At 68.9% G+C, this 24,136-nt stretch carries 22 protein-coding genes; 8 read left to right on the top strand and 14 right to left on the bottom strand.

Features of this window, described 5'->3' with window-relative positions:
* Positions 1-78: 78 nt before the first annotated feature.
* Positions 79-2,967, bottom strand: a complete 2,889-nt coding sequence (locus AC07NF_RS25175; RefSeq protein ID WP_494633403.1) for a hypothetical protein — start codon at positions 2,965-2,967, stop codon at positions 79-81.
* A 310-nt stretch (positions 2,968-3,277) separates the two neighbouring features.
* Here AC07NF_RS25175 and carB point away from each other — a divergent pair, with 310 nt between their 5' ends.
* A complete protein-coding gene (gene carB / locus AC07NF_RS25170) occupies positions 3,278-6,577 on the top strand; it encodes a carbamoyl-phosphate synthase large subunit (RefSeq protein WP_494633402.1) in 3,300 nt (1,099 codons plus the stop codon).
* A 139-nt stretch (positions 6,578-6,716) separates the two neighbouring features.
* On the opposite strand, the gene AC07NF_RS25165 is transcribed toward carB, so the two are convergent.
* A complete protein-coding gene (locus tag AC07NF_RS25165; protein ID WP_494633401.1) occupies positions 6,717-7,862 on the bottom strand; it encodes an alkaline phosphatase in 1,146 nt (381 codons plus the stop codon).
* A 92-nt stretch (positions 7,863-7,954) separates the two neighbouring features.
* The gene (locus tag AC07NF_RS25160) at positions 7,955-8,491 is read right to left on the bottom strand and encodes a hypothetical protein (RefSeq protein ID WP_494633400.1); all 537 of its coding nucleotides are present in this window, start codon (positions 8,489-8,491) and stop codon (positions 7,955-7,957) included.
* A 160-nt stretch (positions 8,492-8,651) separates the two neighbouring features.
* Here AC07NF_RS25160 and AC07NF_RS25155 point away from each other — a divergent pair, with 160 nt between their 5' ends.
* Entirely contained in the window at positions 8,652-10,814 is a 2,163-nt protein-coding gene (locus AC07NF_RS25155; RefSeq protein ID WP_494633399.1) for a DUF6311 domain-containing protein, read from the top strand.
* A 14-nt stretch (positions 10,815-10,828) separates the two neighbouring features.
* On the opposite strand, the gene AC07NF_RS25150 is transcribed toward AC07NF_RS25155, so the two are convergent.
* The 4 genes from AC07NF_RS25150 to AC07NF_RS25135 are packed head-to-tail and all read right to left on the bottom strand — an operon-like array spanning position 10,829 to position 13,449.
* Positions 10,829-11,557 carry a class I SAM-dependent methyltransferase gene (locus AC07NF_RS25150; RefSeq protein WP_494633398.1) on the bottom strand — a complete coding sequence of 243 codons (729 nt, stop codon included), beginning with the start codon at positions 11,555-11,557 and terminating at the stop codon, positions 10,829-10,831.
* Complete coding sequence (locus AC07NF_RS25145; RefSeq protein ID WP_492814938.1) at positions 11,545-12,003, bottom strand: GtrA family protein; 459 nt, start codon at positions 12,001-12,003, stop codon at positions 11,545-11,547. The genes AC07NF_RS25150 and AC07NF_RS25145 overlap by 13 nt, the downstream gene beginning before the upstream one ends.
* Positions 12,003-13,007 carry a glycosyltransferase family 2 protein gene (locus AC07NF_RS25140; RefSeq protein WP_494633397.1) on the bottom strand — a complete coding sequence of 335 codons (1,005 nt, stop codon included), beginning with the start codon at positions 13,005-13,007 and terminating at the stop codon, positions 12,003-12,005. The genes AC07NF_RS25145 and AC07NF_RS25140 overlap by 1 nt, the downstream gene beginning before the upstream one ends.
* Before the next feature lie 40 nt (positions 13,008-13,047).
* Positions 13,048-13,449 carry a DUF2177 family protein gene (locus AC07NF_RS25135; protein WP_494633396.1) on the bottom strand — a complete coding sequence of 134 codons (402 nt, stop codon included), beginning with the start codon at positions 13,447-13,449 and terminating at the stop codon, positions 13,048-13,050.
* A gap of 112 nt (positions 13,450-13,561) precedes the next feature.
* Here AC07NF_RS25135 and AC07NF_RS25130 point away from each other — a divergent pair, with 112 nt between their 5' ends.
* The 4 genes from AC07NF_RS25130 to chrR all read left to right on the top strand — a co-directional run bounded on the left by AC07NF_RS25130 (position 13,562) and on the right by chrR (position 16,979).
* On the top strand, positions 13,562-14,923 hold the full coding sequence (locus AC07NF_RS25130) for an NAD(P)/FAD-dependent oxidoreductase (RefSeq protein ID WP_494633395.1): 1,362 nt from the start codon (positions 13,562-13,564) through the stop codon (positions 14,921-14,923).
* A 2-nt stretch (positions 14,924-14,925) separates the two neighbouring features.
* Positions 14,926-15,693 (top strand): DUF1365 domain-containing protein, encoded by a 768-nt coding sequence (locus AC07NF_RS25125; RefSeq protein WP_494633394.1) that lies wholly within the window; start codon positions 14,926-14,928, stop codon positions 15,691-15,693.
* 90 nt (positions 15,694-15,783) lie between these two features.
* Positions 15,784-16,344 carry a sigma-70 family RNA polymerase sigma factor gene (locus AC07NF_RS25120; RefSeq protein ID WP_492814946.1) on the top strand — a complete coding sequence of 187 codons (561 nt, stop codon included), beginning with the start codon at positions 15,784-15,786 and terminating at the stop codon, positions 16,342-16,344.
* Positions 16,341-16,979 (top strand): cadmium/peroxide/UV radiation responsive anti-sigma factor ChrR, encoded by a 639-nt coding sequence (gene chrR, locus AC07NF_RS25115; protein ID WP_494633393.1) that lies wholly within the window; start codon positions 16,341-16,343, stop codon positions 16,977-16,979. The genes AC07NF_RS25120 and chrR overlap by 4 nt, the downstream gene beginning before the upstream one ends.
* Here chrR and AC07NF_RS25110 read toward each other — a convergent pair.
* Positions 16,976-17,434 (bottom strand): Lrp/AsnC family transcriptional regulator, encoded by a 459-nt coding sequence (locus AC07NF_RS25110; protein WP_492814950.1) that lies wholly within the window; start codon positions 17,432-17,434, stop codon positions 16,976-16,978. The two genes, chrR and AC07NF_RS25110, sit on opposite strands and share 4 nt — an antisense overlap.
* Before the next feature lie 104 nt (positions 17,435-17,538).
* Between AC07NF_RS25110 and AC07NF_RS25105 the strand changes: the two genes are divergently transcribed.
* Together AC07NF_RS25105 and AC07NF_RS25100 are read left to right on the top strand one after the other, a co-directional pair.
* Complete coding sequence (locus AC07NF_RS25105; protein WP_494633392.1) at positions 17,539-18,330, top strand: tryptophan 2,3-dioxygenase; 792 nt, start codon at positions 17,539-17,541, stop codon at positions 18,328-18,330.
* Positions 18,330-19,472, top strand: coding sequence for a kynureninase/PvdN C-terminal domain-containing protein (locus AC07NF_RS25100; RefSeq protein ID WP_494633391.1), 1,143 nt, complete (start codon positions 18,330-18,332; stop codon positions 19,470-19,472). Before AC07NF_RS25105 ends, AC07NF_RS25100 begins: the two co-directional genes overlap by 1 nt.
* On the opposite strand, the gene AC07NF_RS25095 is transcribed toward AC07NF_RS25100, so the two are convergent.
* From AC07NF_RS25095 to AC07NF_RS25070, 6 genes are all read right to left on the bottom strand, one after another.
* Positions 19,469-20,038: a sigma-70 family RNA polymerase sigma factor gene (locus tag AC07NF_RS25095; RefSeq protein WP_492814956.1), complete on the bottom strand. Its 570-nt coding sequence runs from the start codon at positions 20,036-20,038 to the stop codon at positions 19,469-19,471. The genes AC07NF_RS25100 and AC07NF_RS25095 overlap by 4 nt on opposite strands.
* Positions 20,039-20,133: 95 nt before the next feature.
* Positions 20,134-21,225 (bottom strand): energy transducer TonB, encoded by a 1,092-nt coding sequence (locus AC07NF_RS25090; protein WP_494633390.1) that lies wholly within the window; start codon positions 21,223-21,225, stop codon positions 20,134-20,136.
* A 68-nt stretch (positions 21,226-21,293) separates the two neighbouring features.
* Positions 21,294-21,635 carry a response regulator gene (locus AC07NF_RS25085; protein ID WP_494633389.1) on the bottom strand — a complete coding sequence of 114 codons (342 nt, stop codon included), beginning with the start codon at positions 21,633-21,635 and terminating at the stop codon, positions 21,294-21,296.
* Positions 21,632-22,000 (bottom strand): response regulator, encoded by a 369-nt coding sequence (locus AC07NF_RS25080; RefSeq protein WP_494633388.1) that lies wholly within the window; start codon positions 21,998-22,000, stop codon positions 21,632-21,634. Before AC07NF_RS25080 ends, AC07NF_RS25085 begins: the two co-directional genes overlap by 4 nt.
* 102 nt (positions 22,001-22,102) lie before the next feature.
* Positions 22,103-22,330, bottom strand: coding sequence for a hypothetical protein (locus AC07NF_RS25075; RefSeq protein ID WP_494633387.1), 228 nt, complete (start codon positions 22,328-22,330; stop codon positions 22,103-22,105).
* Between the two features lie 46 nt (positions 22,331-22,376).
* Positions 22,377-24,071: a glycoside hydrolase family 9 protein gene (locus AC07NF_RS25070; protein WP_494633386.1), complete on the bottom strand. Its 1,695-nt coding sequence runs from the start codon at positions 24,069-24,071 to the stop codon at positions 22,377-22,379.
* Positions 24,072-24,136: the final 65 nt, after the last annotated feature.

Here is a 24,136-nt window from a genome sequence, read left to right as displayed (position 1 = left end):
GGGTCTTACAACTCAAGAGCGGCGGTTGTCACCTGACGTAGCGCCGTCGGCGGTCCGCACGCTGACATTGATTTGTCGTCAGAACGCCGTCCCCAGGATCATGCCGGACGTTATGGCGGACGTGGAGACATAGCCGATCAGGGCCACGCCGGTGTCGGTGAAGTCGGCGGCGCTGAGCGTCGTGTCGCCCGCGCCGCTGGCGCCGGTGTTGACCACGAACAAGAGCGTCTTGTTGCTGCTTCCGCCGTCGAAGACCGTGACCAGATAGTTGCCGTCGGCCGCCAGGCCGGTGATCGAGGTGTTGCCGATGGCGTCGCTGAGCAGCTGCTTCAAGTCGCCGCTGTTGTTCAGGGAGGCCGTGCCCGTCAGCCCGATGAACGCGAGATTGGCAATCGCCGCGACGGGCCCGTCGTTGTTCCCGTAGGTAGAGAGGGCCAGGGTGTCGCCCGCCGTCAGGCCCTGGGCGACCGCGCCCTTGGCCAGGCCGGTGAAGGTGGTTCCGGCGAAGTTCTTCAGGCTGAAGTCGTGGTCGTCGGCGCTGAACCGCGTGGTGAGGCTCGAGACGTTGGGGGTCCCGCTGGTCCCCCGGATCCACGGGGCCGCGCCGAGAAGGCTGGTGGCGGCGCCCGTGCCGTTCGGGGCGTTGCCGACGAAGATGACGGTGTCGCTGCCGCCGTTGGTGAAGATGGTGTCGGCGCCCGACTGGGCGTTGGCCCCTTGGGCGCCCAGCTGGAACGTGTCGTTGCCCGCGCCGCCGTTCAGGGTGTCGGCGCCGGTCCCGCCGATGAAGGCGGTGCCGCTGGCCTTGGCCGTGGCCGTCAGTTTCCCGGTGAAGGCCGAGGCGTCGAGGCTGGCGGTCGCCAGGGCGTTGGTGATGGTCAGGTCGGCGCTGCCCGTCAGCACGTGAGCGGCGGTGGCGCTGTCGGTCTCGATCTGGTTGGCGGCGGTCTGGCCTGCCGCGCCGTTGGACATCAGGTTCAGGGTCTCCAGACCGGTCACGCTGGTGATGGTCTTGAGAAACGCGCCCGCCGTGCTCGCCGGCGTGATGTTCACCGTCAGGGCGTCGGAGCCGGTGTTGGCGGCCAGCGCCATCCCCAGGCTGAAGGCGTTCAGGGCGTTGACCGTCGCGTTGTTGGCCAGGTTGTTGAACAGGATGGCGCTGGTGGAGCCGTCGATCTCCAGGGTCACGCCGCCGGGCAGCTGCGTGACGTCCTGGGTCAGCAGGCCGGAGGTGTTCATGAAGCGGAACGTCTCGATGCCGGTGACGTGGGTCAGGTCGCCGGAGGTGACCGCCGAACCGGTGATCACCAGCGTGTCGTTCGTGCCCGCCGTGGCGGTCACGGTGTCGTTGGTGTTCAGCACGCCGTTGCCGAAGAACACGACGTTGCGGCCGGTCCCCAGCGTGATCGTGTGATTGGCCGCGCCCAGGGCCGTGGTGGCGTCGCCGATCGTCACGCCGCCGGTGGCGGTGTGAGAGTCGATGGTCCTGGCGCTGGTGACGATGTGATCGCCGCCGGTGGCGAAGGTCAGGGTCAGGGGCGCGGCGCCGCTGATGTTGATCGTCGCCAGGCTGGTCTGATGGGTGTCGGTGCCCAGCTTGATGGCGTTGGCCGTCCCGTTCGAGACGATGTTCAGCGTCTCGTACTGGTTGGGGGCGCCATTCCCATCGTTGATCGTGACCCCGGCCGCGCCGGTTACGTCGCTCAGCGTCAGGGTCATGGCGTCGGTGGAGCCGCTCAGGCCGGTGTTGGGCGTCTCGAAGGTGGTGGCCGAGCTGGTGTTGCTGATGTTCAGCTTGGTCGTGGCGGCGGCGTTGTGGAAGTACACGTCCTGGGTCGAGCCGGTGTTCGTCAGGTCGGTGAAGGCGATGCCGCCCAGATACAGGTGCGGGACGCCGCCGGTCGCGGTCAGGCGCACATGCTCGATATTGCTGATCTTGTTCGAGACGAAGCTGAAGCTGCCGGGGTTGTCGCTGGTGATCGTCAGGGTGTCGTCCCCGCCGGCGCCGTTCAGGACGTCGTTCGCGTTCAGCGTCGTGACGGTCCCCAGCGTGGCGGTGAAGGTGTCGGCCAGGCTTTCGCCCGTGAAGGTGTCGGCGCCGGTGGTCAGGGTGAAGGCGTGGGCGACCGGATCCGGCTCGGGCGGCGGCGGCGGCGGCGGGGCCGGCGGGCCGCCGGGCAGGCCGTAGTCAGGGGGCGCGGTGTCGACCACGTGGCCCGTGCCTTGCGAGCCCGAACCCGGCGTCGGCTTGTAGGTGCTGGTGAGGTCGGTGTTGTAGACGGCCTCACCCTTGACCAGGGCCAGCGTGAAGTTATTGGCGGCGGCGGCGTAAATGCCGACATCGGCCTTGATTGCTTCGGCCAGCACGTAGCCGGCGGTGGCGGCCTTCACGTACAAGACGACCTGGGGCCCGCTCATGGTGGCCAGATTGACCGCGCCGGAAAATATGGCTTGGGACAAGATGAGGGAGCTGCGTTCGATGATGTCGGCGATGGCCTTGGCCGGGTCGATCCCGGCGGCCTTGGCATAGGTCGAGCCGACGATGGTCTCGTAGATCGAGGCGACAAACTCGGCGATGTCCATCGCGCCATACTTGGCCGCGAAGGCGTCCTTGCCCTCGCCGGCGATGCCCAGGTTGCCGGCGAAGTTGATGTAGCGGTTCTCGAGCCCGAACTTGGCGTAGTAGGCGTCGTTCAGGTCTTTGTCGTTGTCCGGCGAGTTCGTCAGATAGGCCAGGCCGTCCTTGGTCGGGCTCTTGCCCGTGAAGAACTGGTAGCTGAGCGCGGCCAGCGCCGTGCTGCTGTCGGCGCTGTTGAGCACGAAGCCCAGCACCTGGGCGTCGGTCAGGGCGCCCGCCGCGTTCTGAGCGGCTCTATTCTCCAGGTCCGCCAGGGTCTTCGCGTTCGGCGCGATCCCGCCATTCGCGGCCGTCCAGGCCATGGTCAGCTGCTTCAGCGTGTAGGCCATATTGACACCCCTAGTGTCGAGAATCAGACATTGGTCCGTTCATATCGCGCCATAGGGGAAACTCAATCGCGGGTTTATGACGGTGCGACGTCCTGTCGCTCCCGATCGTCTCGCGAAGTGGGGCGGTGAGAGCGCGCCAAGACGGAGCCTCGACCGCGAACGCCGCTCGCCGAAAGTCGCCGTTAACCCCTTCATAAGATGCGGGGTTGCGCCAGACCGACTCCGTCTCTAAACGGGCGGCTTAACCTGCAAGATGGTCGGCAGCGGGCGCGCGGATGTGCGCGACCGTGTCTCTGCGCGCGAGTTTACGATGCCCAAAAGAACAGACATCTCCTCGATCCTGATCATCGGCGCCGGCCCGATCGTCATCGGTCAGGCCTGTGAGTTCGACTATTCGGGTGTTCAGGCCTGTAAGGCCCTGCGCGCCGAGGGCTATCGCATCATCCTGGTCAACTCGAACCCCGCGACGATCATGACCGATCCGGACGTGGCCGACGCGACCTATATCGAGCCGATCACCCCGGAGATGGTCGCCAAGATCATCGAGAAGGAGCGCCCCGACGCGCTGCTGCCGACCATGGGCGGCCAGACCGCTCTGAACACCGCCCTGGCCCTGGAAGCCGACGGCACGCTGAAGAAGTTCAATGTCGAGATGATCGGCGCCAAGGCCGAGGTCATCGACAAGGCTGAGGACCGCCAGAAGTTCCGCGACGCCATGGACAAGCTGGGCCTGGAGAGCCCCAAGTCCAAGGCCGCCCACACCATGGAAGAGGCCCGCGAAGGCCTGGCCTTCGTCGGCCTGCCGGCGATCATCCGTCCGTCCTTCACCCTGGCCGGCACCGGCGGCGGCATCGCCTACAACGTTGAAGAATTCGAAGAGATCGTCGAGCGCGGCCTGGACCTGTCGCCGACCACCGAGGTGCTCATCGAAGAGAGCGTCCTGGGCTGGAAGGAATACGAGATGGAAGTGGTCCGCGACACAGCGGACAACTGCATCATCATCTGCTCGATCGAGAACATCGACCCGATGGGCGTCCACACCGGCGACTCGATCACCGTCGCCCCGGCCCTGACCCTGACGGACAAGGAATACCAGTGGATGCGCGCGGCCTCGATCGCCGTGCTGCGCGAGATCGGCGTCGAGACCGGCGGCTCGAACGTCCAGTTCGCCGTGAACCCGGCCGATGGCCGCATGGTCGTCATCGAGATGAACCCGCGCGTGTCGCGCTCGTCCGCCCTGGCCTCGAAGGCCACCGGCTTCCCGATCGCCAAGGTCGCCGCCCGCCTGGCCGTCGGCTACACCCTGGACGAGCTGAAGAACGACATCACCGGCGGCGCGACCCCGGCCTCGTTCGAGCCCTCGATCGACTACGTGGTCACCAAGATCCCGCGCTTCGCCTTCGAGAAGTATCCGGGTTCGGAGCCTCTGCTGACCACGGCCATGAAGTCGGTCGGTGAAGTGATGGCCATCGGCCGCACCTTCAAGGAAAGCGTCCAGAAGGCCCTGCGCGGCCTGGAGACCGGCCTGGCCGGCTTCGACGAGGTGGAGATCCACGGCGCCGACGACCTGGACGCCGGCAAGGCCGCGGTGATCCGCGCCCTGGGCACGCCGACCCCCGACCGCCTGCGCGTCATCGCCCAGGCCTTCCGCCACGGCCTGACCGTGGGAGAGGTCAACGCCGCTTGTTCCTATGAGCCCTGGTTCCTGCGCCAGATCGCCGAGATCGTCCGCCAGGAAGGCTGGGTGAAGGCCGGCGGCCTGCCGACGGATGCTCAAGGCTTCCGCGCCCTGAAGGCCCAAGGCTTCTCGGACGCCCGCCTGGCCAAGCTGACCGGCTCGACCGAGGCCGCTGTGCGCAGCCTGCGCCAGGAGCTGTCGGTCCGTCCGGTCTTCAAGCGCATCGACAGCTGCGCCGGCGAGTTCCTGGCCTCGACGCCCTACATGTACTCGACCTACGAGACGGGCGCGCTGGGTCAGATCCCCGAGTGCGAGAGCGAGCCTTCGAACCGCAAGAAGGCCGTCATCCTGGGCGGTGGCCCGAACCGGATCGGCCAGGGCATCGAGTTCGACTACTGCTGCTGCCATGCGGCCTTCGCGCTGGACCAGATCGGCATCGAGTCGATCATGGTCAACTGCAACCCCGAGACCGTCTCGACCGACTACGACACCTCCGACCGCCTGTACTTCGAGCCGCTGACGGCCGAGGACGTGCTGGAGCTGCTGCATGTCGAGATGAGCAACGGGACCCTGGCCGGCGTCATCGTCCAGTTCGGCGGCCAGACCCCGCTGAAGCTGGCCCACGCGCTGGAAGAGGCCGGCGTGCCGATCCTGGGCACCAGCCCCGACGCCATCGACCTGGCCGAGGACCGCGAGCGCTTCCAGCAGCTGCTGAACGGCCTCGACATCGCCCAGCCGGAAAACGCCATCGCCCGCACCTGGGACGAGGCCCGCGCCGAAGGCGACAAGATCGGCTTCCCGTTCGTGATGCGTCCGTCCTACGTGCTGGGCGGCCGGGGCATGGAGATCATCCGTGATCACGAGCACCTGGAACGCTACATCGCCAATGCCGGCGAGATCTCGTTCGAGCACCCGATCCTGCTGGACCACTATCTGAGCCGCGCCACGGAAGTGGACGTCGACGCCCTGTGCGACGGCAAGGACGTGTTCGTGGCCGGCGTGCTGGAGCACATCGAGGAAGCCGGCGTCCACTCGGGCGACAGCGCCTGCTCGATGCCGCCCTTCTCGCTGAAGGCCGAGACGGTCGAGGAGCTGAAGCGCCAGACGGTGCAGATGGCCCTGGCCCTGAACGTGCGCGGCCTGATGAACGTGCAGTTCGCCATCGAGGAACCGCACGGCGACAACCCGCGCATCTACGTGCTGGAAGTCAATCCGCGCGCCTCGCGCACCGTGCCGTTCGTGGCCAAGACCATCGGCCAGCCGGTCGCCGCCATCGCCGCCAAGGTCATGGCCGGCGAGCCCCTGGCGGGCTTTGGCCTGAAGGACGTTCCGTACGACCACATCGCGGTCAAGGAAGCGGTCTTCCCGTTCGCCCGCTTCGCCGGCGTCGACACGGTGCTGGGCCCGGAAATGCGCTCGACCGGCGAGGTCATGGGCCTGGACTGGAAGCGCGACGGCGAGGCCGACATGGCCCCCGCCTTCGCCCGCGCCTTCGCCAAGAGCCAGCTGGGCGGCGGCGTGAAGCTGCCCCGCTCGGGCACGGCCTTCGTCTCGGTCAAGGAAAGCGACAAGCCCTGGATCGTCGAGCCGGTGAAGCTCCTGCAAGCGGCGGGCTTCACGGTGCTGTCGACCGAAGGCACCCGCGCCTATCTGGCCGAGCAGGGTGTCCAGGTCGACTACGTCAAGAAGGTCCTGGAAGGCCGTCCGCACATCGTCGACGTGATGAAGAACGGCGGCGTCCAGCTGGTGTTCAACACCACGGAAGGCAAGCAGGCCCTGGAGGACAGCTTCGAGATCCGCCGGACCGCGCTGATGATGAAGGTGCCGTATTACACGACCTCGGCCGGCGCCCTGGCTGCTGCCCAGGCGATCGCCGTGGCGCCGGAAGAGGTCTTGGACGTCCGCCCGCTGCAGAGCTACGCGGCGGAGTAGTCTGAATAGATCCTCCCCCGCGATGCGGGGGAGGTGGCCCAAAGGGCCGGAGGGGGCTAGCTCGGCCTAGGCGGCACTCGCCCCCTCAGTCGCTCCGCGACAGCTCCCCCGCATCGCGGGGGAGCATCTAGTCGGGACCCTACTTCCCGTCCTTCTTCCAGCCCCACGCGTCCATCGCCACGTCGAACAGGTGCGTGTTCGGGAAGTACCCGCGCACCCGCTCGGCGCCCGCGCCGGTGGCCAACGCCACGACTTCCTCGCCGGTGTGGGTGCGGTTCACCATCACGTTCTTCAACCGGACGAGGTCGTCGTCCTTGGCGCCCGGCTTCTGGGCAGCCTTCCAGGCGTCATAGCCCTCCAGCAACGGCTCGCCGCGCTTGCCGCCGTCGACCTGCAGGCCGAACGAGTGGTCGGCGGTGAACAGCAGCAGGGTGTCCTTCAGATCGACGCGCTGCTCGATCTCGGCGATCAGCTTGTCGAAGTCGACGATGTGCTGCAGGCCTTCGCGCGGGTCGTCGGTGTGGGCGTCCCACTCGACCACCAGCAGGTAGCCCTTGGGCGAACCCTTCAGCAGGTCCAGCGCGCGCAGGGTCGCGGCGCGGGTGTCGATCTGGTCGTTCTCGGTCACCACGATGGGGCGGGCGTTGGCCGCCGGGGCGTCTTCGAGCTTGGCGTAGATCGGGCGGTTGTTGGCCTTGGCCAGCTGGTCGAAGCCCGTGCCCGCCGCCGTCAGCTGCTGGCCGATCTTGGTGCGGCCCGTGCCGAACAGCACGTCGACGCCGTCGCCGAAGCGGGGCTTGAAGGCCTGCTGGAAGATCTCGCCCCATTTGTTGCGATCGTTCGAGTGGGCGTAGGTCGCCGCTGGCGTGGCGTCGGTGATCGGCTGGGAGGTGACGACGCCGGTGCGAAGCCCGCGCTCCTCGGCATATTCCAGCAGGGTCTTGGTCGGCGCGCCGTCGGTCTTGCCGCGCACGCCGTCGGGGGCCTGGCTGATCATGCCGTTGTGGGTCTTCACGCCGGTCATGATCGCCGACATGCCGTTGGCCGAGTCCGAAACGAACTGGTCGACCGGCGTGGTGTCGCTGAGGCCCAGGTTCGGCCACTGCTGGACGTGCAGCTTCAGCGGCTGGCCATAACCCAGCAGGCTGGCGGCGTTGACCGACGGGACGCCGCCGGCGTCGGCCAGGAAGACGATGACGTTCTTGGCCTTGGGAGCCTCGGCCAGGGCGGGAGCGGCGAGCGCCAGCGACAGCAGCGAGGCGGCGGCGAAAAGACCTCTGAACATAGGCGTCTCCCAAGCGAACATGTATCGATGGGAAGGCCTTCTAACCGCTGCCGGGCGCGGTTGGTGTGAAAGAAGTGCGACAGCGAGGCCGGCTATTGCCGGACCCCGCCCTTGGTGTTGAAGCACCGCCGCCGGCCCAACTCGCTGCCGCAGAACCCCGGCTCCTCCGTGCCCGCATGCAGCATCACATACTGGTCTCGCCGGCACTGGAACCAGGCGTGCTGGAAGGGGATGTGGTCGACGTCCTGGTGGAACACCGGGCGTTGGTCGACGGTGTAGAACCGCACCATGCTGGACAGGCCCCCGAAGCTGCCGCGACCGTTGACGATGCCGCAGATCTGGCCTTTGCGGGTGGCCCAGACCGCGCCCAGCTCCAGCGGGCTGCGCTGGTCCAGCCGGGTCTCCAGATTGGCGTGGACGATGCGCCATTCGGCCTGGGCCCGGGGGCGATAGCGGGCCGCCTGCTCGGCCGAGGGCGGAGGCAGCAGGGCGTTCTCGCGCTCGAACTGCAGGAAGTCGACGCCGGTGAAGGCCATCGCCCACAGCGTCCCGGCCACCGCCACCGTCGAGATGGCCAGCGCCACCCACGAGCGCCGCACCTTGCGTGTCCCGAAGTCCTTGATCGCCACGACGTCGTCTCCCCTGATCAGCGTCGCGCTTATGAAATTACAACTCTAAACTAATTACAATCGTAATTGTGTGTGGCGTCGACGGTGGGGCGACCTCCGGCGCGGGGGTGTCCAACCTTGGGTTCAATGCTATGCAGCGACCCTCGTACCGGGGGAATCCATGCGTCTTCCAAGCCAGCTTTCGCGCGCGCAGATCGAGACGCTCGCCTTCGCCGCCATCGTCACGATCGTGCCGATCCTGCTGTGCGGCTTCATGTTCGGGTTCGACATCCCGCTGGCCTCGGCCAAGTTCTGGAGCAATCCCAAGAACGACATGCTGGCCATGACCACGGCCTACGAGGCCTATGTCCGCCAGCCCTGGGGTTTCCCCCTGACCATGATCTCGGGCCTGACGCCCAAGCCGGTGTCGATCGTGTTCAGCGACAGCATCCCCTGGCTGTCCCTGGTGCTGAAGGCCTCGGGCCTGGGGCCGGTGTTCAACCCGTTGGGCGTCTTCCTGATGCTCTGCTACCCGCTGCAGGCCTGGGGCATGATCGCCCTGTTGCGGTCGCTGGGCGTCAAGAGCCGGGTCGCCCTGGTGCTGGGCGGTTTCCTGGCGCTGCTGTTCCCCAGCTGGATCGCCCGCCAGTTCGGCCATATCGCCCTGTGCGGCCACTGGCTGATCCTGTTTGCCTTGAGCGTGACCGTCTCGTCGGTGCGCGAGGGCCTGACGCCCCGCCGGATCGGCTGGTTCGCCGCCCTGGCGGCGCTGGCCACCGGCGTCCACGCCTATCACCTGCCGCCGATCGCCGCCTGCTTCGGCGCGGCCCTGCTGTCGGAGCTGCTGCAGCGCCGCGCCGGGGCCTGGAAGCGCGTCGCCATCGCCGCCGTCGCCGTGCTGGCCGCCGTGGCGGCCTCGGCCGTGGTGCTGGGCTATGTCGGCGCGGCCCAAGTGTCCGCCGGCGCGGACGGCCTGGGCTACTACGCCATGAACCTGCTGGGCCCGGTGTGGCCGCAGGGCTCGAACCTGTTCGGCCAGACCTGGACCGGCGCCTGGTTCAAGGGGACCCTGGCCCCGAACGGCGAGTATTTCGAGGGCTTCCAGTTCCTGGGCGTCGGGTCGCTGCTGCTGGTGGCGACCATGCTGGGCCTGGCGATCCGCGACCGGCTGGCAGGCCGCCGCCCCGAGCCCGGCTTCTGGCTGCGCTGGACGCCGCTGATCCTGGCCATGCTGGTCCTGACGGTCTGGTCGATCGGCTGGTCGGTCTATGCCGGCAAGGCGCTGCTGGTCACCTTCCCCAAGCCGGACGGCAAGGTCGCCGACCTGCTGTCGATCTTCCGCGCCCATGGCCGGTTCTTCTGGGCGCCGGGCTATCTGGTGCTGGCCCTGGGCATCGCCGCCGTCGCCCGCCTGCCGGGACGCGTCGGCTTGGCCGTCCTGGCCGCAGCCCTGGCCGTGCAGGCCTATGACAGCAGCCCCGTGCGCCAGGGCGTGCGGACGACCTTCGCCGTGCCCGACGAGCTGGACATCCCGCCCGCCCTGATCAGCGCCCCGGCGATCCGCGGCCGGACCTGGACGTTCCGCCCGACCTATTTCTGCTCGAACTCGCCGCTGGACCTGCGCGGCGTCGCCCAGCTGGTGAGGACGGCGGCCCGCAGCGGCGGCACGACCAACACCTTCGGCACCGCCCGCAACAACGACCTGCCTTGCGACGTCATCGACCCGACCCTGGGCCAGGACGCCGCGCCGGGCGATCGCCGCATCACCGTGATCATGGGCGGCGGCGCGATGGAGGGCGGGGTGCTGGAGACCGTGAACCAGCGCCACGACTGCTACCGCTTCAAGCGCGGGGTGCTGTGCGGCCGCGACCTGGGCGGGATCGCCGGACTGGAGCCGATGGAGCCCGGCCAGCTGGGCGCCAAGGTCCAGCTGCTGTCGGTGCGTCTGGACCAGCCGCTGACCGCGCCGGTGCTTGGGGAGGGCTGGTCGAAGCTGGATCCGGGCGGCAAGGGCATCTGGACCCTGGCCCACAAGGCGACCTTCACCCTGACGCCGCCGGCGACGCTGAAGCCCGGCCCGTTCCAGGTGGACATCGTCGCCATCGGCTTCTCGGACCAGCCCCTGCGGCCCCAAGCCCTGACCCTGTATGCCGAGGGGCGGCGTCTGGAGACTCAGGCCGTCGATCCGACCGCCTTCATCCTCTACCGCTTCACCGTGCCCAAGGACGTGGTCAAGCCGGGCCAGCCGATCCGGTTCACGCTGGACGTCCCTGACGCCCGCGTGTCCAGCATGGACCCGCGGATGCTGGGCGTGGCGGTGCAGGAGATCCGCCTGGCTCAGTAGGGGGTGGGCTGCTCTTAAGCCTTCTTGCGGGCGACCACGGCGATCGACATGCCGAACGGCAGGCCGGCGCCCGTCGCCAGCGGGCCTTCCAGGGCGAAGACGGCCGTCAGCGCCTTGTTCAGCCACGCGGGCGGCATGGCGTCGTCGGCGCTCTCGTCGCCCATCAGGCGCTTGAACACGCGCTGGGCCGCGGCCGGCGCGAACAGCAGGGTGTTGAAGTAGGTGGCCGCTTCGATCTCCAACCCCGCGCGCTCGAACAGCGCCCGGTATGCGGGCAGCTGATAGCGGCGCTTGTGGTGGTGCAGCACGTCGTGGTGGCCCCACATCCACTGATAGGCCGGCACCGTAGTCAGGATCGCTCCGCCCGGCTTGGCCAGCCGCGCCAGGGCCGCCACCGCGCCGGCGTCGTCATCGACATGCTCGACCACGTCGAAGGCGCAGACCAGGTCGAAGGTCTCGGGCGCGAACGGCAGGCCGTCGGGCAGCAGGCCGTGCTCCACCGGCTGGCCCAGGCGCTCGGCGGCGTATTCGCGGGAGTCCTGGTCGGGCTCCACGGCGCTGACCGTGCCGAACTCGCGCAGCAGCGGCACGTTGCCGCCCGCGCCGCAGCCGACCTCCAGGATCCGGGCGCCGGCCGGCACGCCGGTGCGGGCGATCAGGCGGCGCAGGATCCCGCGCCGGGCCACGAACCACCAGTGCTCGGTCTCCAGCTCGCGGATGCGCTCGTAGATCAGGCGTTCCATGCGGCCCCCTTGTCGGTCGGAGCGCCCTTGTGCGCGAACACCCAGAAATGGCTGAGCAGGAACAGCACGCCGGTATAGCTGACCGCCGCCGCGCCCTGCGCCGCCACGCTCCAGATCGCGCCGTGCGGCGGCAGCAGCAGGGTGGCCAGGGCCAGCACGCCCTGGTTCAGCGCGAAAGCCACGCCCACGGCGACCGCGTAACGCAGCGGGGCCGAGCGGTTGGTCGTGCGCGCCTTGAACACGAAGAACTTGGACAGCAGGAAGCTGACGCAGATGCCGATCGCATAGCCGATGGCGTTGGCCAGGTGCGGATCGACATGCAGGCCCACGTCCAGGGCCACGATGATCGAGAAGCCGACCAGGGTGTTGAGCACCCCGGCCAGGCCATACCGTAGGGCCGAGGCCAGGAAGGCCCGGCGCTCGGGGGTCAACAGACTGTGCGACATCACGCGTCCGGGCCCTGGCCGTCGAAGCCGTGACGGTCCATGACCACGTACAGCGGGCGGCCCTTCACCTCCTGATAGATGCGGGCCACGTATTCGCCCAGCGAGCCGATGGCCAGCATCTGGATCGCGAAGCCCGTCAGGATCACCACCATCAACGACGGATAGCCGGGGACGTTGTTGCCCTGCAGCAGGGTGCGGGCCACCAGGAACGCCGCCGCCAGGGCCGCCAGCACGCCGGCGATCAGGCCGACATAGCTCCACACCCGGATCGGCGCGGTGCTGAACGAGGTGATGCCGTCCAGGGCGAAGTTCCAGAGCTTCCAGTAGCGGAACGAGCTGGTCCCGGCTGCGCGCTCCGGCCGGGCGTAGGGGATGGCCTCCTGCTTGAAGCCGACCCAGGCGAACAGGCCCTTCATGAAGCGGTTGCGCTCGGGCAGCTGGCGCAGCACCTCGACCACCCGCTTATCCATCAGCCGGTAGTCGCCGGCGTTATAGGGCAGGTCGACATCCGACAGGCGGTTGAAGGCGCGATAGAAGCCCTGGGCCGTCAGGCGCTTGAGGAAGCTGTCGGCGCTGCGGTCGACGCGGACGCCATAGGCGACGTCGGCGCCGTTCTCCCAGGCGGTGATGAACTGGCCGATCAGCTCGGGCGGATCCTGCAGGTCGCAGTCGATCGGCACGACCATGTCGCCGGTCGTGGCGTCCAGCCCGGCCGACATCGCGGTCTCCTTGCCGAAGTTGCGGGCCAGGTTGATGACCTTGATCTTCGGGTTGCGCTGGTGATGGCGCAGCAGCACCGCCAGGGTGTGGTCGCGGCTGCCGTCATTGACGCAGACGATCTCGTAGTCGACGCCCAGCTTGGCCAGCTCGTCCTCGATCCGATCGAAGAACAGGTCGAGGACTTCCTGCTCGTTATAGCAGGGGGCGACGATCGAAAGGCGCTTGCCGGCGCGGGTACGCGTGACCGGAGCGGGTACGACTACGGGTATAGGCGACTGAACCATAGCTCTGGTTTAGCCGCGTTGCGGGCAAAGGGGGAGGGGTCTACTTCGCGATGAGCCGCGCGACGGCGTAACCGACCATGGCCGCCAGCATGGTGGCGACGGCGCCCCAGGCGATGTCGACCAGGGTCAGCTTCGTCGACCAGGTCCGCAAGGTGGCCTGGTTGGTCAGGTCGTAGGTGGCGTAGGCGACCGCCCCCAGCACCAGTCCGCCGACGGTGGCGCGGGAGAGGCTGGCCTCCTTCAGCGCCGGCGCGACGGCCAGCACCACCAGGCCGACCGCATAGACCAGGTAGAAGGCCACGGCCGCGCTCATCCGGGGCTTGGCGGCCAGCAGGTCGCCCAGGGCGGGGCGATAGATCCGCTCGACCATCAGGCTCAGCCACACGAAGTCCAGCGCGACGAACGCGACCAGCGAGGCGGCATAGGCGGCCAGCATTCTCATGACGAACTCCATCCGGGGACGATGCGAGGGTTACGCGCCAAAAAACCGATCGGATGCATCCATCCGTTCGCCGGCTTCGCCCGTAACCGTCTTCGAACCAGGGAGACTTCCGATGCAGGCTGGCCCGTCCGACTCCAAAGTTGCCCCGCAGCGGATCGCCGTGATCGGGGCCGGCATATCGGGCCTGTCCTGCGCCTGGCTGCTGAGCCAGCGCCACGACGTCACCCTGTTCGAGGCCGGCGACCGCCTGGGCGGCCATGCCCACACCGTCGAGGTGGCGACGCCGCGCGGCCCGATCCCGGTCGACATGGGCTTCATCGTCTATAATGAGGTCAACTATCCCAACCTGACGGCGCTGTTTAAGCACCTGAGCGTGCCGACCAAGCCGGCCGACATGTCGCTGGCCATCTCGCTGGACGACGGGGCGCTGGAATATGGCAGCAAGAGCCTGGCCTCGCTGTTCGCCCAGCCGGGGGCGTGGCTGCGCCCGCGCTTCTGGTCGATGCTGCGCGACCTGCACCGCTTCTACCGCACCGCGCCGGGGCACCTGGCGACGCTCGACCCGGTGGTGTCGCTGAGCGAGTACCTCCGCGAGAACGACTATGGCGCGGCGCTCAGCCAGGACCACCTGCTGCCGATGGCGGCGGCGATCTGGTCGGCCAGCATCGAGGGCGCGGGCGAGCACCCGGCGGCGGCCTTCATCCGCTTCTTCGAGAACCACGACCTGCTGCGTTTCGTCGGCCGTCGCAGCTGGCGCACCGTGGATGGCGGTAGCCGGCGTTATGTCGAGGGCCTGGCCCGGGCGTTCAGCGGCCGCCTGCGCCTGTCGGCCCGCATCCAGACCGTGCGCCGGACCGAGGACGGGGTGCGGGTTCTCGAAACCGACGGCCGCGAGACCGGTTTCGACCAGGTGGTGTTCGCCACCCACGCCCCGACCACCCTGTCGCTGCTGGCCGACGCCGACGCCCGCGAGCAGGCCCTGCTGGGCGCCTTCCGCTACACCACCAACGAGGTCGTCCTGCACCGCGACCGCCGCCTGATGCCGCAGCGGCGGATGGCCTGGGCCAGCTGGAACCATCTGGGCCGCCGCGACGATCCGGCCAGCGGCTGCGTCAGCTACTGGATGAACCACCTGCAGAGCCTGCCCCAGACCCCGCCGCTGTTTGTCACCCTGAACCCGCACATCCAGCCCCGCGAGGAACTGGTGCACGAGGTCCGCAGCTTCGAGCATCCGCACTACGACGCCGCCGCCCTGACGGCCCAGCGCGACCTGTGGGCGCTGCAAGGCGTGCGCCGGGCCTGGTTCTGCGGGGCTTGGTTCGGCGCGGGTTTCCACGAGGATGGCTTGCAGTCGGGCTTGGCCGTGGCCGAGCAGCTGGGCGGCGTGCGCCGACCCTGGAGCGTCGACGACGAGAGCGGCCGGATCTTCGTCGGACCCGGACCGGGCCTGGTCGAGTTCGCCAGGGCCGCCTGATCATGGAGGCCTCGGCTCTGTACCAAGGGGTCGTGACCCACGCGCGGTTCTCGCCGCGCCGCCATCGGCTGCGCTATCGCATCTTCATGCTGCTGCTGGACCTGGACGAGCTGTCTTCGGTGCTGGGGCGGCTGAAGCTGCTGACCGCCGGGCGTTTTGGCCTGCTGTCGTTCCGGGCCGCCGATCATGGCGACAAAACCGGCGGGGACCTGAAGGCCTATGCGCAGGGCGTCTTGGCCGACGCCGGCATCGTCGCCGATGGCCCGGTGCGGCTGCTCTGCATGCCGCGCATCCTGGGCTACGGCTTCAACCCGCTCAGCCTCTATTTCTGCCACCGCGCCGACGGCGACCTGGCGGCGATCCTCTACGAGGTGCGCAACACCTTTGGGCAGAGCCACAGCTATCTGGCGGCCACGCCGACCCAAGGCGCTGTAGTGCGCCAGACCGCGCCCAAGCGGTTCTACGTCTCGCCGTTCATGGACATGGACCTGGCCTACGACTTCGAGATCAGCCCGCCCGGCGAGGCGGTGTCGGTCACCGTCGGAGTCCGCCGGGGCGACGAACCTGTGCTGACCGCCACCTTCTGGGGCCAGCGCTCGGCCCTGACCGATGCGGGCCTGCTGAAGGCCTGGATTCGCCACCCGCTGCTCAGCTTCAAGGTCATCGCCGGCATCCACTGGGAAGCCGTCCGCATCCTGGCGCGCGGCATCGGCCTGCGCCGCCGCCCGCCGCCGCCCGCTCACCCCGTCACGCTGGGAAAGCCGGCGTGAGCTGTTTTTAGTCCAATCCTGGCTTCGTCCCGTATCATGGCCATGCATGCGATTCAGGCACGTTCCTCAGGCATCCGGAGACCCCGCGCGGTGAGCGCCTCGCGGGACTTCGACGGCTGCGTGACGCGGATCGCCCTGGACGGCGACCGCGAGGCCTTCGTGCGGCTGTTCGACCACTATGCGCCGCGCGTGAAGGCGCTGCTGGTGCGCACCGGCTCCAACCCCGTGGCCGCCGAGGAGCTGGCGCAGGAGACCCTGCTGGCCGTCTGGCGCAAGGCGCACCTGTTCGATCCGACCCGCGCCTCGGCGGCGGCGTGGATCTTCACCATCGCCCGCAACCTGCGCATCGACAGCATTCGCCGCAGCGACCGCGCCGTCTATGCCGAGGACCAGGCGCCGCCGGGCGACGATCCGCCCCAACCCGACGCCATCCTGGCCGGCGTGCAGGATGGCCAGCGCGTCCGGGCCGCGATGGCGTCCCTCAACCCCGACCAGGCCCAGGCGATCGAGATGGCCTTCTTCCACGAACAGACCCACACCCAGATCTCCGAAGCCTTGGGCGTGCCACTGGGCACGATCAAGGCCAGGATCCGGTTCGGGATGATGAAGCTGCGCGCCTTCATCGAGCGCGAAGCGGGAGGCCGGTCATGAGCCTGCGCCGCCTGCCCAGCGAGGAGCGTCTCCTCGCCTACGCCGCCGGGACCCTCAGTCCGCCCGAAGCCGTGGTCGTCGCCACCCACCTGGCCCTGCGTCCGCAGAGCCGCGCCTGGACCCAACTGGGCGAGGGGGTCGGCGGGGCGATGCTGGACGATCTGGCGCCGCTAGCCCTGGACGAGCGCGCGCGCGACGACGTCCTGGCGCGATTGGAAGCGCCGACGCCGGCCGAGGCTCGAGAGATCGTGAAGGGCAGCGACCCCACGCTCCCCGAACCGCTGCGCCACTTCCCGCTGAGCCGCTGGCGCTGGGTCGGCCCCGGCGTCCAGGTGCGCGACGTGCTGGGCCCTCGCGACGGCGACAGCCGCGTCATCATGCTGCGCATCGCGCCGGGCCAATGCACCCCGGTCCATACCCACGGCGGCGTCGAACTGACCTGCGTGATCGAAGGCGCCTACGCCACCAACGACGGCGTGTTCGAACCCGGCGACTTCGAAGAAGCCGACGCCAGCATCACTCACCAGCAACGGGTGGTCTCGCCCAAGCCCTGCCTGTGCGTGGCGGCCCTGGACGGTCAGATCCAGCTGCCGGGACGGCTGGGCCGCTGGCTGGCGCCGTTCGTGAAGCTCTAGAGCCCCGCCGTCAGCAGCCCGTCCTGCTTGATCGCCTTCATGCACACCGTGCTCGTATAGCGCTGCACGCCGGGCAGTTGGCTCAGGTCCTTGCGCAGCAGGTGGTCCAGATCGGCGACGTCGGCCGCCACGATGCGCAGCAGGTAGTCGCCGTCGCCGGCCGTCGAGTGGCACTCGGTGATGGCCGGGTGGCGCAGGACGGCGGCTTCGAAGGCCTCGGCGCGAGCGAACTCGACCGTGGCCAGGGCGTAGACGGTCAGGCCCTTGCCGACGGCCTTGGCGTCGATGCGGGCGCGGTAGCCGGTGATGACGCCCTGCTTTTCCAGGGCCTGGACGCGCGACCAGCAGGGCGACTTGGACAGGCCTACCCGCTCGGCCAGGGCCGCGAACGAGATGCGGGCGTCGGCCTCCAGGATGCGGAGGATCGACAGGTCGACACGGCTGAGGATGGACATTCGTTCTGTCTGTGGCGGCTGGATCGGAACATTGTTCTAGCCCGCTCGCCATCGCCCGCGCAAACGAGGACAATGTGCCGTCGCGAACAGCCTAGGGTTCTTCCATGGCGCAAGACATGACCTACGCGCGGTACCTCGCGCTCGACACCCTGCTGGCGGCGCAACAGCCGCAGAGCGATCGGCACGACGAACTGCTGTTCATCGTCATCCACCAGACCAAGGAGCTGTGGCTCAAGGAGATCATCCACGAGGTCGGCCTGGCCATGCGGCTGATCGCGGCGGGCGATGTCGAGCCGGCCTACAAGGCCCTGGCGCGGGTGTCGCGGATCCAGACGGTGATGACCCTGTCGTGGGACATCCTGGCGACGATGACGCCGGCCGATTACCTCAGTTTTCGGGGCTCGCTGGGGACCAGCTCGGGCTTCCAGTCGGCCCAGTTTCGCACCCTGGAATACATGTTGGGCCTGAAGGACCAGAGCTTCCTGAAGTTCCAAGAGGAGGGCTCGGACGGCCTCGCTTTGCTGCAGGCGGCGCTGGCCGCGCCCAGCCTGTACGACGTCGCCATCGCCCAGCTGCCGCGGCATGGGCTGACGGTGCCGGACGCGGCGCTGCGCCGCGACTTCACCCAAGCCTATGTCCCGTCCGAAGCGGTCGAGGCCGCCTGGCTGGAGGTCTATCGCGACCCGCAGCGCTATTGGGAGCTGTACCAGCTGGCCGAGAAGCTGGTCGACCTGGACGATGCTCTGGTCACCTGGCGGCACAAGCACGTGCTGACGGTCGAGCGGATCATCGGCGGCCGGCCGGGGACGGGCGGCACCGACGGCATCGGCTACCTGGCCTCGACCCTGCGCCGACGGGCCTTCCCGGAGCTGTGGACACTGCGGGGCAAGCTCTAATGACCGCGCGCAAGGACCTGTTCTCACGGGCGCTGGGTGTCCCTGGCCGCCTGCACATGGCCGCCCACAGCCACCACCTGTGGCCGGACGTGACGCTGGACGCCCAGGTCGATGTCTGGCGCGACGCCGCCATGCTGGCCGACCACAAGTGGGACAAGGTGCTGGGCGAGGTCTATCCGGCGGCGCAGGGCCTGGTCGCGCGCGAACTGAACCTGCCGTCGTCCGACACCGTGGTCTTCGCGCCCAACACCCACACCTTGCTGGCGGTGCTGAAGTCGGCGGTGGCCCGCAGGCCTGTTCGCATCCTGTCGACCGACGGCGAGTTCCACTCGTTCCGCCGCCAGGCCCAGCGCTGGGTCGAGGCCGGCGAGATCGAGCTGACCCTGGTGGAGAGCGAGCGTCCGGACTTCGCCGAGCGGTTCATCAACGCCGCGCGGACAGGCCACTACGACCTGATCTTCGTCAGCCACGTGTTCTTCAAGACCGGGTACGTTTTCGACCGGGTCTGGGAACTGGCGGCGCTGTCCAAGCCCGAGGGGCCGTGGCTGGTGGTCGACGGCTATCACGGCTTCCGGGCCGTGCCGACCGACCTGGCAAGCGTCGCGGACCGGGTGTTCTACCTGGCCGGCGGCTACAAATACGCCATGGCGGGCGAGGGCGCGGCGTTCCTGCATGCGCCGCCGGGCTTTGGCCCGCGTCCGGTGCTGACCGGCTGGTACGCCGAGTTCGGCGACCTGGAGGGGCCGCCGGGCGGGGTGGGTTACACCGCCGACGCCCAGCGGTTCATGGGCGCGACGTTCGACCCGTCGGGGCTCTATCGCTTCGTAGCGGCCGGCCGGATGCTGGAGGCCGAAGGCCTGACCACGGCGGCGATCGCCGCGCATGTGGGCGGGCTGATGCGGTCGTTGGCAGCCGCCGACCCGCTGAGGGGCGCGCTGGTGCTGAACCCGCCGGGGGATGGCCCGCAGGCGCGGTTCCTGGCGCTACGGCACGAAAAGGCCAGCGCCTGGAAACAGGCGCTGGCCGAAAAGGGTGTCGTGGTCGACGTCCGCGACGACGTGCTGCGGATCGGCCTCTCCGTCTATCACGACGAGGCCGATCTCACGGCGTTTTGCGCGGCGTGCGCGGAGCTGGAGGCTTAAGCCGCCAGACGCTCCAGCGCCTTCAGCATGCTGCCCATGGCTTCGTGCACGGGCAGGCCATCGCGTTCGTAGTTGCCGGTCTCGAAGATCTGCAGCAGGTCAGCGCGGGCGCGGCTGACGCGGCTCTTGACCGTGCCGACGGCGACGCCGATCACCTCGGCCGCCTCTTCGTACGAGAAGCCGCCGGCGCCGATCAGGATCAGCGCTTCACGTTGGCTCTCGGGCAGCATCATCATGGCCTGGCGCAGGTCGTCCAGGGCGATGGCGCTGTCGAAATTGGTGTTGGCCACCAGGGTCCGTTCGGCGGTCTCCTGGTCCAGGCCCACCGAGCGCCAGCTGCGGCGCTTGTCGGAATAGAACTGGTTGCGCAGGATCATGAAGGTCCAGGCCTTCATGTTGGTGCCCATGGTGAAGCTGTTGCGGCTGGCCCAGGCCTTGGCGACGGCGTCCTGCGCCAGATCGTCGGCGGCGGTGGCGTCGCCGCACAGCGAGCGGGCGAACGCGCGCAGGTGCGGGATCAGGGCGATCAGATCGCGTTCGAAGGTCTTTTGGTCTTGATGGTCCATCACGGCCCCCTTCGGGAAGAAACACTCAAGCTCAAAACGGAACGGGAGAGCTAAGGTTCCAGCCGAGGGGCAAATGAGGTCCTCGTTTCGAGTCTTTAGTAATCCTCGTCGACCACGGCCGGGGTCGCGTAGATGATCGGCATGACGCAGCCGCGATAGCCGGTCGGCGGAGCCGGGACCTTGATGCGCTGCATCAGGTCGCCGGCCGCGACGCGGAAGGCCTGCGTGGGCTGCGAGGCCAGCACCTCCACCGAGCCGACCTGGCCCCACGGGGCGACGTCGAACCGCACGATCGCCCAGCCGCCGACGCGGCGCTCGGCATAGGCCGGCGGGTAGGGCATGACCTCGGGCAGCGGGACCTTCTTCAAGGGGCAGGCGTCGCCGGGGCGTTCGAAGGACGAGGCGTCGGGACGCTTGGTGGCCGGCGACGCCTTCAGGCCGGCCTTGAACACCGCGTGGCAGCCGGTGCGCGGCGAGCCCGTCTGGAAGCGGCTTTCGGCGACCGAGGCGGCCGCGGCGTCGGCGAAGGCTTGTTCGCCGTGCTGGGTGACGATCTGGAGGTTGCGCACGGCGCCGTCGGCGTCGATGTCGTAGGTCATGCCCGCCCAGGCCGGGTCGACGGTGCGGTCGCCGAAGGGACGGATGTCCGGATAGGCGATGTTCTGCGGCCGGCGGCGCGGGGTCTGTCCGCAGTTGCCCAGCGCGTCCAGGGCCTTGCGCACATAGGCCGGCGTGTTGCGCCACTCGGCGATCTGGGCCTGCAGCAGCTGGGCGGGCGAAGCCAGCTCCAGCGGAACGACGGTGGCCGTCAGCGGTAGCTTGCAGGCCGAGGCCGGAGCGCCGGGCGCGAACCGCCAGCTGGCGATGAGGGCGGCCTGGCTGTCGATCGCCCGGGGCGTGTCGGGTTTCAGGTCGATCAACCGGCCTTCGGCATCGACCCCGAAGGTGTAACGCTCGGGCGCGGGCGAGCCGAACTGGCCCTCGATCGAGACGTAGCTCTGCTGCGTCCGGATCGGCACGGGCGCGCCCTCGAGCAGGCGGGCCTGGCCCTTGCCGCAGGTAAAGGTGGTCGGCGTCGGGCCGTAGGTGACCAGCTGCGGCTGGGGTTTGGGCGGTGGCGGCGGGATGACGGCGTGCGCTGCGGCAGGCGTCAGGAAGGCCAGGGCCACAAGCAGCATGCCGCGCATTGAACGCTCCGCGATCTAAGGTTGAGGCTATCTCCTCACATCGCGGCGTTCGGTCAAGTGAAGCTTTTTCAGGCAGCTTTACGGATGGCGTCGCCCAGCCGGCCCAGGCTGTAGGGCTTGGGCAGGAAAGGATCGCCCGCCGCCAGGCGACGCGCGCGGCCCGAGGTCAGCAGGCAGCGCACGGCGGGGCGACGGCGATGGATCTCGTCGGCCAGTTCCAGGCCGCTCATGCCGGGCATGTCGATGTCGGTGAAGACGACGCCGACCTCCTGGTGGTCTTCCATGACTTCCAGGGCCTCGCTGGCGTCGGCGGCCTCGTAGACGGTGAAGCCCTCGTCACGCAGGGCCTCGGCGGCGCTCATCCGGACGAGCGGTTCGTCTTCGACGACGAGAACGACTTGCAGGCTCATGGCCGGGCCTCCAGGGCGCGGCCCAGGGCCTGCAACAGCTCCCATGGCGCGATCGGCTTGGCGACGAACTCCGAGCGGCTGACGCCCTCGCTGGGGAAACGGTGGGCGCAGCGGGCCGAGACATAGACCACCGGCAGGCCCGGATCGGCCATCCGCGCCCGGTGGGCCAGGTCGAAGCCGTCGGCTCCGGCGCCCAGATTGATGTCCGTGACCAGGGCGGAGAGCGGCTCGCTGCCCAGGCGCAGCAGCGCCTCGTCGGCGTCGGCGGCGACCCGCACGCGATATCCCGCCGCTGCGAGCATGGCCTGACTCATCGCCCGCAGGGCGGCGTTGTCTTCGACCAAGAGCACCGAAATCTGTTCCATGCTCATCCTCCTGAGCAATGGAATGTCTGAAGTGCTAGCTGGTTTCAGGTCTACTAGAATTAATTTCTTGTAAATACTGGTTAATATTTGGAATTTGACCGACTAGTCGAGTGGAGGCCCGTCGTTTTCCGGCGAGCCCTTCACTGGCTCGGCCGCCTCGATCGCGTGCTTGGCCGGCTGGTCCAGGACCGCGCCGAAGCCCAGCAGCACCGAGGCCAGCATCAGTCCGCCTTTCGCCTTCGACCCGAACCGGTGGGCCAGCCAGGCGACCAGCGGGGCCAGCACTACCAGGGCGGCGAACGCGATCAGATATTGCAGCCAGATAGCCATGTTGTCCTAGGTAGGGCGTTGTTGGCGCAGGCCAACCGGTCGCCCCTCAAAGTCCCAGCAGCCCCGTCGCCAGCAGCAGGGCCGCGTTCTCGCTGGTCTGGCCCTCGTTGGAGGCCCAGGAGCCGTCGTTCTCGCAGGCGTCGACGAAGCACTTGGCCGGCGGGGTCTTGGCGTCGATCAGGACCTTCAGGCGCGGATCGGCGCCGGGCGCGCCGCCGTTGGGGCCGCCGCTGGCCCAGCCCGGCATGACGATCCCCCAGACCCGGCAGGTCCAGTGATAGGGCCGGCGCGTGGCGCGCTCGCCGTGACCGGTGACGAAGCTGTGGTCCAGGGCGTTGCAGCCCAGCACGTAGTCCAGCAGCCGCTGAGCGGTGTTGCGCGCAGGCGCTTCGCCCAGTTCGGCGGCGAACAGGCAGATGACGGCGGTGTTGAGCGCCACTTCGACCGAGCCCCAGGAGTAGGCTTGCGGGCGCAGGGTGAAGCCGTAGGGGTCGGCCGAGGCGTCGGTCGCGACGGCCTTGGCCGTCTCGACAATCGCCGCACGCGCCGTGGCGGCGGCCTCGCTCTTGCCGCGCGCCAGGCTCATCGTTCCCAGCACCTGGGGCGAAGGCCAGAAGAACGGGAAGACGCCGATCGCCTTCAAGGTTTCCGCCGCCCGCGCGCCCAATGCGGCGTCGCCGGTGGCCGCGGCCATCTCGCAGGTCGCCCACAGGATCTCCTGGCGCGGATCGGGATCGGCGTAGTTCACGTCGTCGCGCATGACCTTGGGGTTGGCTTCCAGCCAGGTCCAGGCGCGCTGGGCGGCGGCGCGGCAACGCACGGCGAAGGCATGGTCCAGCGAGGCGAACACCCGGGCCGCCTGCATTGTCGCCCCGACGAACACGCCCGCGTCCAGGCTGCCGCCGGCCTGGACCACGCGCGGATGCGGATCGCGCTCGGGCGGCTGGCCCCAGGCATAGACATTGGGGCCGGAGTCGACCTTGTGCAGCACCGAACCGTCGGGGTTCTGCATCTTCAAGAGCCACTCCAGCCCCCAGCGGGCCTGCTGCAGCAGGTCGGGCAGGTCCGGATAGAGGGGCGTGATCCCCAGCTTCAGCGCGCTAGCCGGGGCGGGGCGCAGTTCGTGCAGCCACATCATCTGGCTGACGCTGATCGCCGCCATGTGGGTCCACTTGCCGTAGTCGCCGGCGTTGTACCAGCCGCCGGTCAGGTCGCGGCTCTGGCCGTCGACGATCAGCGCGGCCTCGTCGCGGTGGCCGGCGGCGTGGCGAATGCCGGTCACCGGATCGTCGATCGCCACGCTGGCGCGGATCAGGAAGAAGGCGCGGGCGGCGTCGCGGATCAGCGGCCCGTACAGCCCCTCGGCCACGCCGAACGGCGCGGAGGCCTGCTCGCCCACCTTGACGCGATAGCGGCCGGGCGTGGTCAGGGCCGAGAAGGCGCCGGTCCGCACGTGCTCGCCGGCCGTGACGGTCAGGTCGTGGACCTTGTCGTCCAGCCTGCCGGTGAAGACGCGCTTGCCGGTCAGGGTCTCGACCGTGAAGGCGCGGGCGGCGGCGTCGCCGGGCGCGACGGTCAGCACGAACCGCTTGGCCGCGCCGGGGGCATAGCCCACCTGGTTCAGCTTCGGTCCAGGCGTGGAGGGCGCGGCGTGGGCGCAGCCGGCCTGCGCCGCCGCCAGCAGGCCGATCGCGCCGCCAGCCGCCTGACGACGGGTGATCCCCTTGTGGGTCTTCGACATGCCGCCTCCCGCGTGGTTGGCGGGACGCTAGCGTGCGGGCGTCGCGGCGACAATCTCCGGTGGAG

Source organism: Caulobacter sp. GW821-FHT10A06, assembly GCF_059415805.1.
Note: the sequence above shows the minus strand (reverse complement) of the source record. Positions and strands in the feature narration are given on the sequence as shown.